This window comes from Rhodopirellula sp. UH5 (genome assembly GCF_056839225.1).
On the sequence record NZ_CM166390.1, the window covers coordinates 2384541 to 2400774 of the forward strand.

At 56.3% G+C, this 16234-nt stretch carries 14 protein-coding genes; 6 read left to right on the forward strand and 8 right to left on the reverse strand.

Annotation, left to right across the window (positions count from 1 at the left end):
* Positions 1-189: 189 nt before the first annotated feature.
* Entirely contained in the window at positions 190-1083 is an 894-nt protein-coding gene (locus UH5x_RS08625; RefSeq protein WP_047812787.1) for a glycosyltransferase family 2 protein, read from the forward strand.
* Positions 1084-1152: 69 nt separating this feature from the next.
* Here the strand turns inward: UH5x_RS08625 and UH5x_RS08630 are convergent, their stop codons facing one another.
* Both UH5x_RS08630 and UH5x_RS08635 read right to left on the reverse strand, forming a co-directional pair.
* On the reverse strand, positions 1153-1725 hold the full coding sequence (locus UH5x_RS08630; protein WP_173442605.1) for an adenine phosphoribosyltransferase: 573 nt from the start codon (positions 1723-1725) through the stop codon (positions 1153-1155).
* 186 nt (positions 1726-1911) lie between these two features.
* On the reverse strand, positions 1912-2334 hold the full coding sequence (locus UH5x_RS08635) for a TraR/DksA family transcriptional regulator (protein ID WP_047812785.1): 423 nt from the start codon (positions 2332-2334) through the stop codon (positions 1912-1914).
* A 532-nt stretch (positions 2335-2866) separates the two neighbouring features.
* Here UH5x_RS08635 and UH5x_RS08640 point away from each other — a divergent pair.
* Positions 2867-6733, forward strand: coding sequence for an FHA domain-containing protein (locus UH5x_RS08640; protein ID WP_482635421.1), 3867 nt, complete (start codon positions 2867-2869; stop codon positions 6731-6733).
* Positions 6734-6789: 56 nt separating this feature from the next.
* Here UH5x_RS08640 and UH5x_RS08645 read toward each other — a convergent pair whose 3' ends face one another.
* Both UH5x_RS08645 and UH5x_RS08650 read right to left on the reverse strand, forming a co-directional pair.
* Entirely contained in the window at positions 6790-7917 is a 1128-nt protein-coding gene (locus tag UH5x_RS08645; protein ID WP_482635422.1) for a zinc-binding dehydrogenase, read from the reverse strand.
* Between the two features lie 5 nt (positions 7918-7922).
* Positions 7923-8423 carry an XRE family transcriptional regulator gene (locus tag UH5x_RS08650; RefSeq protein ID WP_236695979.1) on the reverse strand — a complete coding sequence of 167 codons (501 nt, stop codon included), beginning with the start codon at positions 8421-8423 and terminating at the stop codon, positions 7923-7925.
* A gap of 221 nt (positions 8424-8644) precedes the next feature.
* On the opposite strand from UH5x_RS08650, the gene UH5x_RS08655 reads away from it, so the two are divergent.
* From UH5x_RS08655 to UH5x_RS08665, 3 genes are read left to right on the forward strand one after another with little or no spacing between them, the layout of a single operon-like run.
* Positions 8645-10015 carry a DUF5690 family protein gene (locus UH5x_RS08655; protein WP_482635423.1) on the forward strand — a complete coding sequence of 457 codons (1371 nt, stop codon included), beginning with the start codon at positions 8645-8647 and terminating at the stop codon, positions 10013-10015.
* A 34-nt stretch (positions 10016-10049) separates the two neighbouring features.
* Positions 10050-11231, forward strand: coding sequence for a TIGR03364 family FAD-dependent oxidoreductase (locus UH5x_RS08660; protein ID WP_482635424.1), 1182 nt, complete (start codon positions 10050-10052; stop codon positions 11229-11231).
* The gene (locus tag UH5x_RS08665; RefSeq protein WP_482635425.1) at positions 11224-11916 is read left to right on the forward strand and encodes a phosphonatase-like hydrolase; all 693 of its coding nucleotides are present in this window, start codon (positions 11224-11226) and stop codon (positions 11914-11916) included. The genes UH5x_RS08660 and UH5x_RS08665 overlap by 8 nt, the downstream gene beginning before the upstream one ends.
* 278 nt (positions 11917-12194) lie before the next feature.
* On the opposite strand, the gene UH5x_RS08670 is transcribed toward UH5x_RS08665, so the two are convergent.
* Entirely contained in the window at positions 12195-13067 is an 873-nt protein-coding gene (locus UH5x_RS08670) for an SGNH/GDSL hydrolase family protein (protein WP_482635426.1), read from the reverse strand.
* 134 nt (positions 13068-13201) lie between these two features.
* Between UH5x_RS08670 and UH5x_RS08675 the strand changes: the two genes are divergently transcribed.
* On the forward strand, positions 13202-14155 hold the full coding sequence (locus tag UH5x_RS08675) for an endonuclease/exonuclease/phosphatase family protein (protein WP_482635427.1): 954 nt from the start codon (positions 13202-13204) through the stop codon (positions 14153-14155).
* Between the two features lie 233 nt (positions 14156-14388).
* Here UH5x_RS08675 and UH5x_RS08680 read toward each other — a convergent pair whose 3' ends face one another.
* Genes UH5x_RS08680 through UH5x_RS08690 form a run of 3 tightly spaced genes read right to left on the reverse strand, consistent with a single transcriptional unit; the run spans position 14389 to position 16218 of the window.
* Entirely contained in the window at positions 14389-15012 is a 624-nt protein-coding gene (locus UH5x_RS08680) for an alpha-ketoglutarate-dependent dioxygenase AlkB family protein (protein WP_482635428.1), read from the reverse strand.
* Positions 15009-15641 (reverse strand): DsbA family oxidoreductase, encoded by a 633-nt coding sequence (locus tag UH5x_RS08685; protein ID WP_482635429.1) that lies wholly within the window; start codon positions 15639-15641, stop codon positions 15009-15011. The genes UH5x_RS08680 and UH5x_RS08685 overlap by 4 nt, the downstream gene beginning before the upstream one ends.
* A gap of 13 nt (positions 15642-15654) precedes the next feature.
* Positions 15655-16218: a hypothetical protein gene (locus UH5x_RS08690; protein ID WP_047812775.1), complete on the reverse strand. Its 564-nt coding sequence runs from the start codon at positions 16216-16218 to the stop codon at positions 15655-15657.
* Positions 16219-16234 lie beyond the last annotated feature (16 nt).

Consider the following 16234-nt stretch of genomic DNA (forward strand, 5'->3'; position numbering starts at 1 on the left):
TGTGGCCTGCTGTCCTCGATTGCTGCAACCGTTGCAATCCGAAACAAGAGGTGCCAAAGGGAAGGTCCTCTCAATCGAAAATCTCGGTCGAGCATGCTTGGCTGAGATTCGTTGCCCATAGTTTCCGTGGCGATGTGCCCCGATCGCTATTCCACAGCGATTCACACGGCAACTTCAAAGCGACAACCTATGACGACGACTTTCCAACCAAGTGTCGAGAAGTACCTGGCGGCACCTGAAGATCTGGACCAAGCGCTGACCACTCGGGAAGAGACGCTCAACCCGGATGAGATCCTTCGGCGGATCGACGACACACTCGGACTGATTGCCGAAGCAAACCAAATTGCCAGCGGTGCTTCGCCGGTCAAACAAATCGATGTCTCGGTCATCGTTCCCATTCACAATTGCCGGGAATTCATTCCCGAAGTGATTGATCGCATCGAAGAAGTCATGCCTCCGGCAACGGAAACCATCCTGGTCGATGACGGCAGCGTGGATGGAAGTTGGCATTACTTGCGAGGGTTGCCTTTGCGGCCCAACCGCACCATCCTGCGACGACTGCGTCATCATGGCCGCGGTTCCACCATCCGCATGGCTTTGCGTCACACCCGTGGCCACGTCGTTGCGATTCAAGACGCAGACATGGCCTACGACCCAGCCGATCTACTCGGCGCGATCTGGCCCATTCTCGAAGAACAAGCCGATGTCGTTTATGGTTCACGCTCCATGCGTCGCGGCGGATCACACCAAAACAACTTGCGTGGTGGACTGGGCAACCGAATGTGCCGCATCGTCAACCGCTGCCTGACCTCCTGCAGCAACATGACCACCGGACTGCACCTTTCGGATCTCGAAACCGGCCACAAAGTCTTCTTGGGCGATTTGATCCGCTCCTTGCCGTTGACTGAAACCGGACCTGGAATCGACGCCGAGATCACCGCCAAAGTTGCGAAGTCAGCGCTGACGATCATGGAAGTGCCCACGCACTACAACGCTGACCTGCGAGCCCCTGAATACTCCCGCAACGCTCGAACCGCGATGACAACTCTGCGCAGCTTGATCGCTCACCGCAACGGCAGATGAACCACTGCGGGGCGAACAATCACCCCGCCAGTCCTGAGTCCTGAGTCCTGTGACCCTGAGCCACTTGAATCAAACACTCGGTCCGGGCGGCCGGTTTTGGATGCTGAGTTCATCCTCCGCATCATCGCCACCGTATTCCAACACACTGTGAATGTGGTACGGCGACAAACGTGCTTCGCCTCCCAAGGCGACCAGATGGATCAAGAACGAGCAGCCGACAATTTCAGCGTCGCATTTTTCCAGCAGACGCAAACAGGCTTCCACCGTTCCCCCGGTGGCCAACAGGTCATCCACAATCAACACCCGTTGGCCGGGTTTGATTCCATCCACGTGAATTTGCAACTCGTCGGTGCCGTACTCCAGTTCGTACGCAAAGGAGTGCAAATCGAAGGGCAGCTTGCCCGGTTTTCGGATCGGCACGAACCCCGCGTTGAGCCGCATCGCCAAGGGCGTTCCGAAAATGAATCCTCGAGCTTCGGCGGCCGCGACCACGTCGATCTTTTGGTCGAGAAAAGGCTTCGCCATCTCATCGACCGCCGCATTGAGCGCATCCGGATGAGCGAGCAGGGGAGTGATGTCCCGAAAAAGAATGCCGGGCTTGGGATAATCCGGGATGTCACGAACGTGATGACGCAGATCCATGTGCTGATACGATTTTCGTTGAGAAACAAAGTCCAGCTGATCACACAATATTGATCAACCTGTTTGCCGCATCCTAACGAATCAACACGCACGTCTCACACCGGGCAACCCAATCGCCGCCCGGTCAAACAGCAACTTTCGCTAAATCGGCGTCCGACGAGCGTGCCAAAGCGAGACTCCTTCGAATCAAACCGCTGGATCCACTTCCGGTGTATCGAAAATGCGATTCCATTCAGTCGGCGCAACCACCCCAGAAGCCCCCTCTCGCTCCGCCGCGCGACGGCAAGTGATGCAATCCATCGCGTACGGAATGGCTCGGAGACGGTTCAACGGAATGGGCTTCCCGCAATCTTCACACTCACCAAATCGGCCTTCCTCGAACCTCGCGATCGCTTCTTCGATTGCTAGCAATTCGCGGCTTTCGACCTCAACCAACTGACTGTTCAGTTCGTCCTGGACCGTATCCGCGGCGGCATCCAGAGCGTCGCCGGTTTTCTGATTGTGAAGTTCCTGCAACAGGCTGAGATCGCCCTCCAAAGCCCTTCGAAGCGCATCCCGACGCCGGAGCAACGTGACCCGAAGCTTTTTCAGTGTTTCATCGCGAGACATTATTCACCTCTTTGGCTGGCAAAGTGACCGGAACCGACCCAACTACGGCACTGACTGTGACGCACGCCGAGCCATTCAAGTTCACTCAAATGGAGCGTTCCTAGCTGCACACCGAGTCAAACCCCGGTTTCATTAGGGTAGATCGAGGAAAAGCCTTCCCTTCCACTAAAGGGACCTTTTCTACGTTTTCAGGGCGCCAACGGGGAAGAATTTCCGATTGCACGGGAACCCTGGCTGACGATCCCCCCGGCCGAGGAGCACCCCCTCTTCCAGGCCGCAAGCATTCAACCAGACACTTCCCCCCCTGCAAAGTCACCCGGAAGCCGCAAAGTTTGCCAAAACGGACCAAATGCCTTCATGCCCCTGGTCGGTTCAACCGAACTAACAGGAACAAGTGGTTACTCCGAACCGCTTGAACGGAAACGAAGTGAACCGAAACTCGACCGGACCCTCCCCATACAGGTCCGACGCAATCGCTTTCGGGACACTTTGCCGTTCTCAAGAAAGCATTCCCGTGAGAAGGAACTCCGTGGTGGCAACTGACTCCTCGAATACACCAACACACACCGAATCCGACTCCGTCACTGCCTTTGCGGCTCCCGCTCGGTCGGAGGTGTCGAATCGCTCCACAGGCGAAGGAACCGCGACGAGTTGGTTGAACCAGCCGCGTTACGCGGCGTCTTCCGAAGTGGATTCCACTGGCAGACCCTCATCCGGCCCATCGCACAGCAAACCGCTGGGCGATCATGGCACCATGTGGAATCAAGACGGCGCGATTGAGTTTCGAGTGCGATGCAAAGATCATCCCACGCGACGCTTGCGACTCGCTGGCGCTCGCTACACGCTTGGCAATGGAGTGGGATGCTCGATCCGCCTCGACGATCCAACCCTCCGTCCGCTTCATGCGGTCCTGATTCGAGATGCGCACCGCATCCTCATTCGGGCCTACTCGATCCCGTTGCTGATCAACAACGTTCGTGTCACCGAAGGGATTCTGCAACAAGGCGACGTGCTCGGCCTTGGCAACTATGAATTCGAACTGGTTCAAGCCAAGTTGGCTGAGGCCAGCAAACCCACGGCGCACCGCTTCGCTGAATCGGTGCCTCGCCTGGCATCCGGCACACCAGCCTCGATGTTTGATTCCAACGTTGAATTCCAAAAGGAAGCGGCGCGTTGGCACAAGCTCAAAGAAGAAGCGGAACAACACGACCAATGGGTGCGTGAACGACAAGACGAATTGCAACGGCAATCCGAACAGCTCGAATCCCAATTCAAAGCGTTGCGGGAACGCGAGGACGAAATTCGTTCTCAAGAAACCGCCGCGGTCGAACTGCACGCCGAATTCCAAGTTCGTCATCGCGAGCTGACCGATCGTCAAAACCAGCTTGCCACTCAACAACAACAGTTGGAAACGCAACGCGAAGAATGGCACACGCAACAGCAGCGTTTACAGGGTCGCGACGAGCAATACCGAACCCAAATCGAAGAACTGCTGCAGGAAAAAGAATCCCTCTTCGAACGTGAACGCGACAGCGAACGTCGACTCACTGAAACTCGCCAGCAATTGAAAGCATCGCAAAGCCAAGCCGATGCTGCCGCGGAAGCGGTGACCCAAATGCGCACGAAGTTTGCCTCGCTCAATGAACAGTTGCTCGCCCTTGGTGAACAACAAGAATCACTGCAGTCGATGGGAATGGAACGCGTCGAAGAACACGCTCGCCAATGCAACGAGCTGTCAACGGCACGCGACGAAGCCATTGCCCAACGAGAACGAGCCAACCAAGAACGCGACGAGGCACTCGACCAAAAGGCCAGCAGCGATGCCAAGGCCAGTGAGAGTCAGAAACGTTGCGATGACCTGCTCAAGACCGAGGAATCTCTCCGACAAGAGATCGAAAGTCTCCAGATCGAGATCTCCGACGCTCGCAAAGAAGCCGAGGCACTGCGTCGTGATTGCCAGCACGCTCGCACCACCATCGGTGAACTCGAGGCACGGGTCCGCGAATCAGAGGATCGTCACGACACCGACCGGACGTCGTGGAGCGATGAGATGGACGCGCTGCGAACCGGCGTGGATGAGCTGACGATCAGCCTTGCACAAGCCGAACAACAACTCGCTCAACTCCGCGAAGACAACGACAAACTTCGCGAAACTTTGTTGGTCACGGAAGAGCAACGCGACGAGTTCAAAGCCAAGTACAATTCGTCTGAAAAACAGCGTCTCCGCGCCGAGCGAGAAGTTTCAGAAACTCGTCAGTTGTTCGACCGCTCCAATCGGGACCATGACGACACGCTCGATCAAATCGAACGACTCGAAGAGGAAACCCGCCAACTGATCAGCGGGAAATCCGTCGACGAACCCAAAGACGCCCCCTCCAACTTCCGACTGGGTCTGCTTTCAGCCGCAGCAACTTCGACCGAAGATGACGACTCGTTGGAAGAGGCCCCCGAGTCCTCCATCGCTCGCGACGACGAAGCGACACCGCTCGAAGCCAGCGACATCGCTGAGGAACCAGACGTGTCCTCGCCAACCGCGGACGCAGTGGGACTGCACATTGCCAGTGAAACAGACCCAGAATCCGTGGGATCACCGTCCACGTCCGACGCCCATGGGGCCGACGAACTGATCGACGAAGCCCTGAGCATGGTCCACGACTCCGAAACGGATCGACTGCTGCAAGAGGCCGAAGAAAAGGCTGCCAGCTGGAGCACCCCGATCGCCGAAGAAACCGTCGAACAAGAATCCGACGAGGATGCTTGGCCAACCTATGACAGTGCTCAAGCGAAGGGATTCGACGACGCCGAGTCAAACGTTTCGATCGCGGATCCTGTCGGACTTGCCACACCAGAACCGCTGGCGGACGATCCCTCGTCACCTGGGTGGCCCGAAGAATCTGAATCGCTGTTGCTGCCAGAAGACAGGCTCGCCGACCAACCGACTCAAGAAGCGTTTCGTTCGACCAACGAAATCAACGACTTGCCTGAAGCGAATCACGACAATGAGATCCGCAACGAAAACGCAACCGTTGCCGCTGATCCGGAATTGGACACCGACGCTTCCGCCAATCCCTGGACCGACGCTGAAGAATCCAACGAGGATGCCGGCGTTCAACAGTTCGCTGCTGAATTCACGGCCGCCGCCCAAGAAGAAGCCGACCAAATTCGCGAAGCTCGACTGTCTCAGGAATGGACTTCCGAAAGCCCCGCCTCTGAGAACGCATTTGAGACCGACGACGAACCAAACTCGATGGTTCAAGAAGTGGAAGCAGAACTGAATGCGGCCACCATGGGCTTCGATCTCGATGCGGAATCGCAAACCGAGAACCCCTGGGCAACCGTTGATCTGGACCGTTCTTTCGACGACCAGGAATCATCAACCAGCGGATTCACCTCGATCAATTCGGCCGAAGAGGTTGATGACGTCGATGACGTTGAGACCCCATCACCACTCAGTTTGGCTGACCAACTGATTCGTGATCTCAACGCGGAAAAAAGTGGCACTGAGAGTGAAGAGCAGCCTCGCCACGAAGACGACATGGCGGACACCGGCACCCAAATGTGGGACGGCCAAACCGATTATGCAGCGAATCTGGATTCGGACGTTGCCCAATTCGAACCTGCGAACCTCGATGAAACGGACGAAGTAGCAGAACCGAACCAAGAGGCACTCGAAGCCTCCGGCACACAATCCTATTCCTGGGATCAGCCAGAGTCGGATGAGTCCTTTGACGTCGCCGAAGAATATGAGTCGACGCTCGCGGACGTTGAAGTCGAACCCGTCGGCATCGAACTGCCAAGCACCGAAGAGACCACGACGGAAACGGTCGTCGCATCGGGCTCCGATGAACCAGATGACGACTCCATCGAAGCCTACATGAACCGTCTCCTGCAACGCGTTCAGAAGCAGTCCGGCACCGACTCCGAACCGGAGACGCCCAAATCACCGAAGACTGTCGCGAAGCCAGTTGTGTCGCAGCTTCCCGTCGCAGAAACCATCGAATCGGAACTAGAGACCATCACCCCGGTCGACCCGGATGCTCCATTGATCCCTCGGTCACAGGCCCCCGAACGAAACAGCAATCTCTCCGCGATGAGAGAACTGGCAAACGAAAGTGCCCGCAGTGCTGTCGAACGAAGTGCCAAGTCACAAACACACAGTTCTCGTGTGCAAGCGATGGTCAAGTTCATGCAAGCGGCTGTGGCCATCATCTGCGGCATCGCCGCGGTGGCCTTCGTCGCGCAAGGCATGCTGAAGATCGTCGCCGCTGTGGCAGCTCTCTTGATCGCAGTCATCTGCGTGAAAGAAGGCATGACGCTGTTGTCCGTCGCACGCAACCGCTCGACCAAGCCGAGCAAGAAAACGCAACCGGAAACCGTCGACGCTGAAATCGTTGAATGAGCTCGTCTGACGGGCAGGAGTTTGCTTGGCAAACGAACGCCGACTGCCTCCGAAACTCAATCGCTCGTCGAAGGATACACGGCGACTCGAACAGGTCGCTGCTGCATGGCGAATTCGAACGCTTGATCCACATCGGCGAGTGAAAAACGCTTCCCCACCAAGGACTCAAAGGGAAAGCGTTGGTGGTTGCGTTCCAAAAACTGCAAACCACTGTCGAGATCTCGCGGCAGATAGTTGTGCAAACCGCGAAGGGTCAGCATTCGGCGAACCACCTGCTCCGGATACAGAGCCACCGGATCTGACGGGAACACAGATCCCACCAACATCACGCATCCACCGAGTCGCACGGATTCCAAACAAGCTTCCACAGCGGTGGTGACCCCGGCAAAGTCGATTGCCAGGTCCACTCCACGACCAGCGGTCAATTCCAGCAACCTTGCCTGACGCTGCTCTGCGGAATCGCTGGCAAGCACATCGGTGGCCCCAAACGCCAGAGCCAACTTCGCTCTTTCTTCGTTGGGATCCGCCACCACAATTCGCGCCGCTCCCGCTTCTCTGCATTGGGCCGCCGCGGTCAACCCAAGCATGCCCGCGCCAACAATCAACACGGTTGCACCGTTGACCGCATGGGTCTGACTCACCAACCGAAGCGCCGCCGAAACCGTGGCCGTGGCACAGTTCACCGGTGCGACCACCTCGTTGCTCAAAACCGCAGGGACCGAAAAGATCGGGGTTCCCGCGACCAGCACGCAGTGTTCACTCAGCCCGCCGGTTGGATGCCCACCATTCGCTTCATGGCCGTACTTGAAAAGCGAATCGCACTTCTGATTCAGTTCGTTGTCGCAGTAAAAACAAGCTTCACAGCCCACTGACATCGCCCAGGTGATGCGTTGGCCAATCTGCAATGGGCCCCCGTGGTAATCCACCGGCGTGAGTTCACCGCACCACCCCACGACTTCGCCCACGATTTCATGACCGAGCACTCCCCCGTCATGTCCGCAGCGTCGCCCTGAAACCGTGTGCAAGTCGCTGCCACACAGCGTGCAGCAAAGGACGCGCACAAGCACCTGTCCTTCACACAGTGGTTCGAGCAACTTCTTGGCCTGCACGAACCGACGTTGCGTGGTGTCAAACTCCATCGCGATGTTTTGCAGATCGTTGCGCAGATCGGTTTCTGATTTCATTTCACTCATGGTCGTCCCAGCCGAAAAAGGCATAACACTTCGGCTTCATTGGCATACGGATTCGACAAACAGTGCTCCACTTCACTATCGAAATACAAGCTGTCGCCTTTCAAGAGATTGAACTCCTGCTCGCCGTAGAGAAACCGCACCCGTCCTTTCAACACCATCAGAAATTCTTCGCCTTCATGCGTTCGCGGTTCACGTTCTTCCCCACTGGGGACCTTCAACAAGAACGGGTCCATCGTCCGATGAGCCCGTTCACTGGCAAGTGAAAAATACTGCGTCGTCGAATCCGGATCTCGCTGAATGAGTTTCCGCTCGCTGCGCCGAACACAAACGATTTGAGGACGGTCATCCAAACCTTCCAACAAACTCGCGGTCGAGACACCCAGGGCGGACGCCAGCTCAGCGAGCGCTGGAAGCGAGGGCGTGATCCGAAAATTCTCGACTCGCGACAGCCAGCTTTTCGTTTGACCACTTTGCTGCGCCACCTCGTCCAAGGTCATCCCACTGTCCAGACGGAGTTGCCGGAGACGCTGTGCTAACTCCACCAAATTCATCCCTGCCCCCCTGATCGCGTCAATGTGAGAATCAGGTGAAGAATTCTCGTTGCGTGTTGACTGTCAAGCAACATTGTTGCACCATCGCGAAGTCGCGTCCAGCTTTGGAGCGTCGCCCAACATTGGCTTCTTTCAATCTTCACAATCCCGTGTGTGACTTCATGGCCATGACCACGGATGCTTCCCTGAATGGGCAGGCAACGATCACACAAGATGACTTGGCGACACAGGCAGACGTGCTCAAAGGAGGCCCGCTCACGCGTTGGTTGTCGAACGCCAACCCGACCACCTTTTCGATCTACTGCATCATTGCGGCGTTTGGCACCTACTTCTGCATGTATGCCTTTCGCAAGCCCTTCACTGCGGCCACCTATGACGGCATGCTTGCGTTCGGTGTGGGCTACAAAACAATCCTGATCACTGCGCAAGTCGCCGGGTACACCCTGTCAAAGTTCATTGGCATCAAGGTGGTCTCTGAAATGCCACCACGCTATCGGGCGATCTCAATCGTGGCCTTGATCGCAATCGCAGAACTCGCGTTGTTCCTGTTTGCCATCACACCGGTCCCATGGAATTTCGTCTGGCTGTTTGTCAACGGTCTGCCACTGGGAATGGTCTTTGGAATGGTGCTTGGATTCTTGGAAGGACGCGCCGTCACCGAAGCACTCTCCGCCGGATTGTGTGCCAGTTTCATTCTCTCATCCGGCTTTGTGAAATCCGTCGGCCGCACTTTGATCGAAAGCTATCAAGTCGAGACGTTTTGGATGCCCGCCATCACCGGTCTGATCTTTCTACTGCCGCTGTTTCTGTTTGTTTGGATGCTGTCGCAGATCCCAGCCCCCTCATTCGCGGATGAACAATTGCGTTCCAAACGCTCGCCGATGAACGGTCAACAACGACGTGCCTTCTGGCGACGGCATGCCTTGGGGTTGACCGGCCTGCTGACGATCTACGTGCTGCTAACAGTCATTCGTAGTTTGCGAGACGACTTCGCAATCGAAATCTGGACGGAACTGGGTGTCCAGAACGAACCCACCGTTTTCGCACGCTCCGAATTCTGGGTGATGATCGGAGTGGTTGCCATCTCCGGACTGACCAGTCTGATCCGAGACAATCGCACCGCCTTTCTTTCTTCGATCGGACTCTTGGCGACCGGATTCGTGATCGTGGTGGCCGCGGTGGCCGGGCAAGCCCTCGGGAAGCTGTCGCCCATGGCATTCATGGTGACGCTGGGGTTTGGCATGTACGTCCCCTACGTGGCCTTTCACACCACCGTGTTTGAACGCATGATCGCGGCCCTCAAAGAATCCGGCAATATTGGCTATCTCATGTATTTGGCCGATGCCCTCGGCTACCTCGGGTACATCGGCGTGATGCTGTATCGCAATTCAGTCACCTCCGACCAGAACTTTCTCTCGTTGATGAACTACACATCCGTGATCGTTGCTGGGTTGGCCAGCGTCATCACCCTCTTCCTCTGCGTCCACTACACGACCAAAATCCCACGCCAGTCTCGTGACGCCGCCGTCGCGGATTGAAACATGACCATCCCAACTCATTCCATGCTTCCCAATGAACGCTGACAGCACCGGCCCCCGACATTCCGACTTGCTGATCATCGGCGCGGGTGCCCTCGGCAGCTTTTACGCCTACCACGCGTTGCAGCGAGGACTGCGTGTCACCCTGGTGGAACGAAGTTCGCAACCCAACGGCGCGACCACTCGCAACTTTGGCCAAGTCGTTCCCTCCGGGCTTGATCAGTCTTGGCAGAGCCATGGACGCGAAAGCCTGCGGATCTATCGAGAGCTTCAATCACAAATCGAACTGTCCGTCCGCCAAAACGGAAGCATCTACATCGCCTCGGACGAGGAAGAATGCACGCTGATCGAAGAATTGCACCAGATCAACCAACAGACTGACTACCGCTCGGAATTGCTCACCGCTGAGCAATGCCGAAGCAAATACCCCAACCTCCGATCCGACTACTGTCGCGGCGGACTGTTCTTCCCAGATGAAGTTTCCGTCAACCCGCGGCAGATGATCCATCATTTGCATGACCACCTGCGAACGCAACCGAATTTCGAGTTGCGGTTCGCGACGCTGATTCAGCAGGTGACTCCAGTGAGTGCCGACTTGATTCAAGTCGAGACCTCCACCGGCGAAGCATTGACCGCCAACAAAGTCATCGTCTGCTGTGGAAGTGAATTCCAAACCCTGTTCCCGGATCATTTCCGGCAAAGCGAGATGAAGCTTTGCAAACTGCAAATGCTGAGACTCGCCGCTCAACCAACATCGGTTCTGCCGGGCAACATCCTCACCGGGCTGTCGATCCGCCGCTACGAGAGCTTCTCCGAGTGCCCCTCGTGGAACGCGATCAAAGCCAGCGAAGCCAAAGACACGTTCGCTCAACAGTGGGGACTGCATATCCTGTTCAAACAAGAACCCGATGGCAGCATCATCTTGGGCGACTCCCATGAGTACACTTCCGCTGACCAACCCGACCGACTTGATTTTGATCTCCGATCAGACGTCAACGACGCCATCTTGGAGGAGGCGAAGCGTATCATGGACCTTCCATCCTGGGACATCGAAACGTCTTGGTACGGAATCTACAGCCAAACCTCACACCCGTCTGGCATTCACCAGGACACGATTTCCCCGAACGTGCATGTCACCACGGGGATTGGCGGCAAGGGAATGACCAGCAGCGCCGGATTCACACGACACCATCTCACCGAGCTTTACAATGATTGAACTTGTCGTCTTTGACATGGCTGGAACCACCGTGGACGAAAACAATGTCGTCTACAAAACGGTGCGTCAGGCCATCAACGCCGCCGGATACAACTTCACGCAAGAACAAGTCCAATCGGCGGGCGCAGGGAAGGAAAAATCCCAAGCCATTCGGGACGTGCTGGCGTTGGATGGCAACGACCATCCCGACACCGAAGTCCAGTCGATTTTTGCTGACTTCCGAAGGCGACTCGCCGAAGCCTACGACACCCTCGATGTCACGGAACAACCGGGCGCATCCGAGACCTTTCGCGAGCTTCATTCACGCGGAATCAAAGTCGTCCTCAACACCGGCTACGATCGCCCAACTGCCGAAAAGCTGGTTCACAAAATTGGCTGGGTCGTCGGGCAGGACTTCGACGCGCTGGTCACCGCCAGCGATGTTGAAACCGGGCGTCCGGGGCCGGACATGATCTACCTCGCCATGGCACTGACGCAAGTCACCGATGCATCCGCCGTCGTCAAAATCGGTGACTCGCGCATCGACATCGAAGAAGGGCAGAACGCAAACTGTGGAATGGCTCTGGGCATCACGACCGGTGCCCAACCCGAAAACGAATTGCTGCAATCCAATCCGACCGCGGTGATCCATCAACTCCGTGACCTGCTCCAGTTGGTCGACCAAACCAGTCAACTCTCCAGGTAAAACGGACGCTCATCCTTCTCGAAGAAGCAGGTTGGCAGGAATGATTGGGTCCAACCACGTGAGCCGATTGGGCGTGAGCCCGGTTGTGCGAGGAAACCGTGGCGAACGCCGAGCGGCTCACATCCCCGATGACTTCTGCGCGCCTGCTGAGGAGCTCGATGCCCGGCGTTTCCATCTCTTGCCTCCGAAGAGGTCGAGCGGCGAGGGGATTGCGATCAAGCATGTGAGGCGTTCAGGTCTGCCGCCAAACACCAACACAGCTGAATTCGCCTGGCCACTCAGTTTGCTTTTTCTCGCAAACGCCGGGCAAGGTACTTCGCCGTCTCGTCGGCGATCACGTTGTATCCCGCGAGGTTCGGATGTCGATCCGAATACCACCCTGGAAGCCCACCTAAAATTGCATCGAGCTCATTCCCCATCACCTCGACACGATCCCCATGCACAAAAGGCTCGACCAGTTCAAGGTACTTTGTCGGCACTTTTCCCAGATCGTAACGGCGATAGTTGAGCGCATTGGGGCCCTTGCTCAGTTCTTCTTTGTATCGCGGGTAGATATCGAAAACATCGATGCCTGCCTTGGCCGCCGCGTTTCGAATGAGCCCGTTGATTTCTTCGCTCGCCTCTTCGCTGGAAAACGGGATCACGGTCATCGCGATCAGTTCGGCGTTGGGATGGTCGCTTCGCAATCGCTCGCACAACTCAGCAAAGTGTTTCGGGAAGTTCTCGACAAAGTTTTCAATCTTCGCTCGGTCGTTGATCCCATATCGAATGAAGATGTAATCCAGGCCCGGTAGATCAGCACCATTGCGTTCGTAACGCCCGGAATCCAACAACCGACGAATCGTTTCTCCGCCCTGACTCGAATTGGTCACTTGAAACGGCGGAAGCCCCTCTTCCGCAGCCAACAACTGCTCCAAGACCCGCTCCAGATGTGGCCCCTCTGGTTTCAATCGTCTCGGCACACTGCCCTCGGTGGTGCTATCGCCGAGCAACAGAACCTGATGCATCCCATCGTGCACGGCATGAGCATTCTGCGGCGAGCCAGCGATCGCAACCAAGAACACTCCCACCCACAGAGGAGCGACAAATGAACACCAAGAAGAACCAGGAAGACGCATCGGCGATTGCCCTTTCATGAGAGTGGAATGCATCACCCAATCTTATCGCAATTCCACTGGACGACCGCTTTCGGCGCACCAAGATTTCGGTCAGGAAGTAGATTGGGTTGAATCAATCACAACGAGTGATCTCAACCATCACTTGCCCAACCACTGACGAACCTAAAATGCCACCTCTCGATACGTTGCCAACCGCATGGCGTCTGTTTCCAGTGCTTCTGTTCTTGGTTTGCGATGGAAGCTCGCTTTCGACTGCCGTTGGCGAGGACCAGACCAAGACGTCCGGAGAAACGACCGAGAATGTGAATGTGCTCAGCTACAACATTCACATGTGGCAGATCGGCGTGGATGACTTGGCAACCATCATCCGCCAATCGGGAGCGGACATTGTCGGTTTGAACGAAGCCTGGAACGAGAAAAAAAACGAAGCGATCGCTCAAGAACTGGGATTCAACGCTGTCTACGGCGGGCGTTCGCCAACCGAACCCCACCCCGCGAAAACTCACACGATCAATGGGTTCTACATGCCACAGGTCCTGTTGACGAAGCACAAGGTCATCCATTCCGAAGTCTTCAATGCGCTGGCGGCCAAGGACCACGAACGCTTCGACTCCGACGTCCCGATTCATCGTGGTGGAACCTTGGCCGTGCTCGAAACCGCCAAGGGGAACCGCATCGTCGTTTTCGTCCTGCATCTGCACCCGTGGGGCGAAGGGAGCGACGAAAAAATGACCTCCATGCGGCTGCAAGAGATCGAAGGGATTGCAAAGAAACTCCAACCCTACCAAGACCTCCCGGTGGTCATCCTTGGTGACTTCAACACACAGTCCCATGTCGATGTCGACGGTGGCTGGAAAGTCACCCGTTTCCTTGAAAGTCAGGGCTATGAAGATCTGTACCGAACGACTCATCCGGATCCCCTGAGCCATCCTGGCCAGACCTTCCGCGACACCCGAATTGACTACATCTTTCACAACCAACACTGTTCCGCCGTCAGCAGCCAAGTGGTCCAAGAAGGCGTCTTCGGGTCGCGAGGCTACGATCAATCCGATCATCTCGCCATTTCCGGTGTTTTAAAAGTGGAGACCTCCACCAAGCCTGCGGTTCATCCTGTGAACTGAGCCACTGTGCTCGCGACAGATGGTTGGAACCCCAGCCCTCAGAAGCGTTGAAGAGGGGATCCATTTTCAGCGCAAGATCACTGCCGCAGCAAACACCGCTGGGAGCCTGCTGGTCTGTCACGACTTATTCTGAGGGTAGTGGGCGAGGCGACGAGTCCTGAACTGGCGTCAAATCCAAGGACTCGTCGCCTCGTCCACTACGATCAACCTTAGCTTTTGGCTGTGACAGGCCACTACCCGTTTCCCACCGGATCCTTTGCTTGAGGAGCCGTCCCCTCAATCTGCCGGTAGGTCAGGTTGATCCGCTCATCAACCGGTTTCTTTGTCTTGGGGATCTCATGCTTCCAAAATTGCTGCATCGTTCCCGACATGATGATGAGCGTCCCATGACCCACCGGAAAGCTCATCGTTTCCTTTGTCTGGTTGTGCTTGATCCGAAAGTTCCGCGTCGCTCCTAGCGACAAAGATCCAATCACACTTCCCATTTCGGGTTCGTCATCGGCATGCATCCCCATGCTGTCCTGACCGGATCGATAGCGATTGAGCAGGCAGAAATTGTACTCGCCCTGAACCGCTTCGATCTTCTCTTTGATCTCCCGCAGCGTCGGCGTCCAGGGAAGAGCCACATTGACGGTTCCGGAGTATCGATAGGTCGCACCAGCATCCCCGTAGGAAGCCGTCAACCGAGGCTGCATGTGTCCAAAGATCCCCGGCTTTTGTTCCCAATGACACTCATCCCTGATCGCGACAAAGCAACGATCGGCCAACGCGGGAGGCAAAAAGAACTCGTCGTAGTGCAGAACACCTCCATCGGCGAGGTGAATGGTTCGAAGTGTTTTCGATCGGCTGCGTTTCATGCCCCCACCTGCCGGAACGCATCGAGAAAAGTCTCCGGGGCCTGAGCACCCGACAAAGCGATTTTGTTTTGGACGATGAAGAAAGGAACGCCAGTGACCTGATGCTGCTGAGCTCTTTCGCCAGCTTGAGCGATGACGTCCAGCCCCGCGTCGCTGTGGAGCATGTCGTCCACGAGCTGTCGATCCAGCCCGGCTTCCGCAGCCACCTCCCTCAGCGTTTGCTGACCACCAATGTCCCTGCCTTCGCTGAAGTAAGCCCGGAACAGCCCCTCCACGACCGCGTCCTGACAGCCATGCTGACCGGCAAACCAAATCAGTCGGTGAGCATCCACCGTGTTGGGCGTCCGCTCTGCTTTTTCGAAATCAAAATGAATCCCTTCGGACTCGCCAACGGCCTTGAGTTCCGCATCCAGTTCCATGGAGCGTTCCCAACTGCCAAATTTCCGAGAGCGATATTCTTTGCGGGGAATGCCTTCTTGGGGCATCGTCGGGTTCAGCTGGAATGGATGCCAGCGAACCAGCACCTCACGCTGGCCGTCCAGCGCGGCAATCGCCTTTTCAAGCCGCCGCTTGCCGATGTAGCACCAGGGGCAGATGACATCCGAAATCACATCGACGGTAACATTCATTGTGGCTCCTGATTCAACGATAGAAGTCGATCCACTTGAACGTGATCGACTTTGGATTGTCGTCCAACAAGGCCTTGGGAAGTTGCATCTCGAAGTACCCTTCGTTCAACGGAATCCTTCTGACGGGTTCCCCATCCTTGTCCAACATACGAATGTCCATCCAGGACGGATGCTTCGCATCCAGCGGCGAATCATCTTTGCTGATTCGCCGCTTGCCATCCTGACTCGAAACGCTCGCTTCAAGCATCCTTTTGCCGTTAATGACTTGAAGTCTCTCCAGCCCTTTCAGGTGCAACCGCAACATCACGCTGGCCGGCCATTGGTCATCACTGCGTTCGACAACCGCCTGACTGATTCCCTTCGGGCTTTGAACTTCGATGACGACGCGGTCCTCTTCAGCCGCGATCTTCACCTTGTCGCGATCGTGCTTGGTCGTGATTCGGAATGCTGGGTCATCGCCGCACGCGGTGACGCAGTTCGTCATCCCCAGCACGACCGGCAAACAAAGGACGGAGACTGCCAGAAGGTTTGAAATGGTGAACACTTCCAATCGTTTCGGTTCCAAGGGATTCTTCATTGCCACGATTCTAACC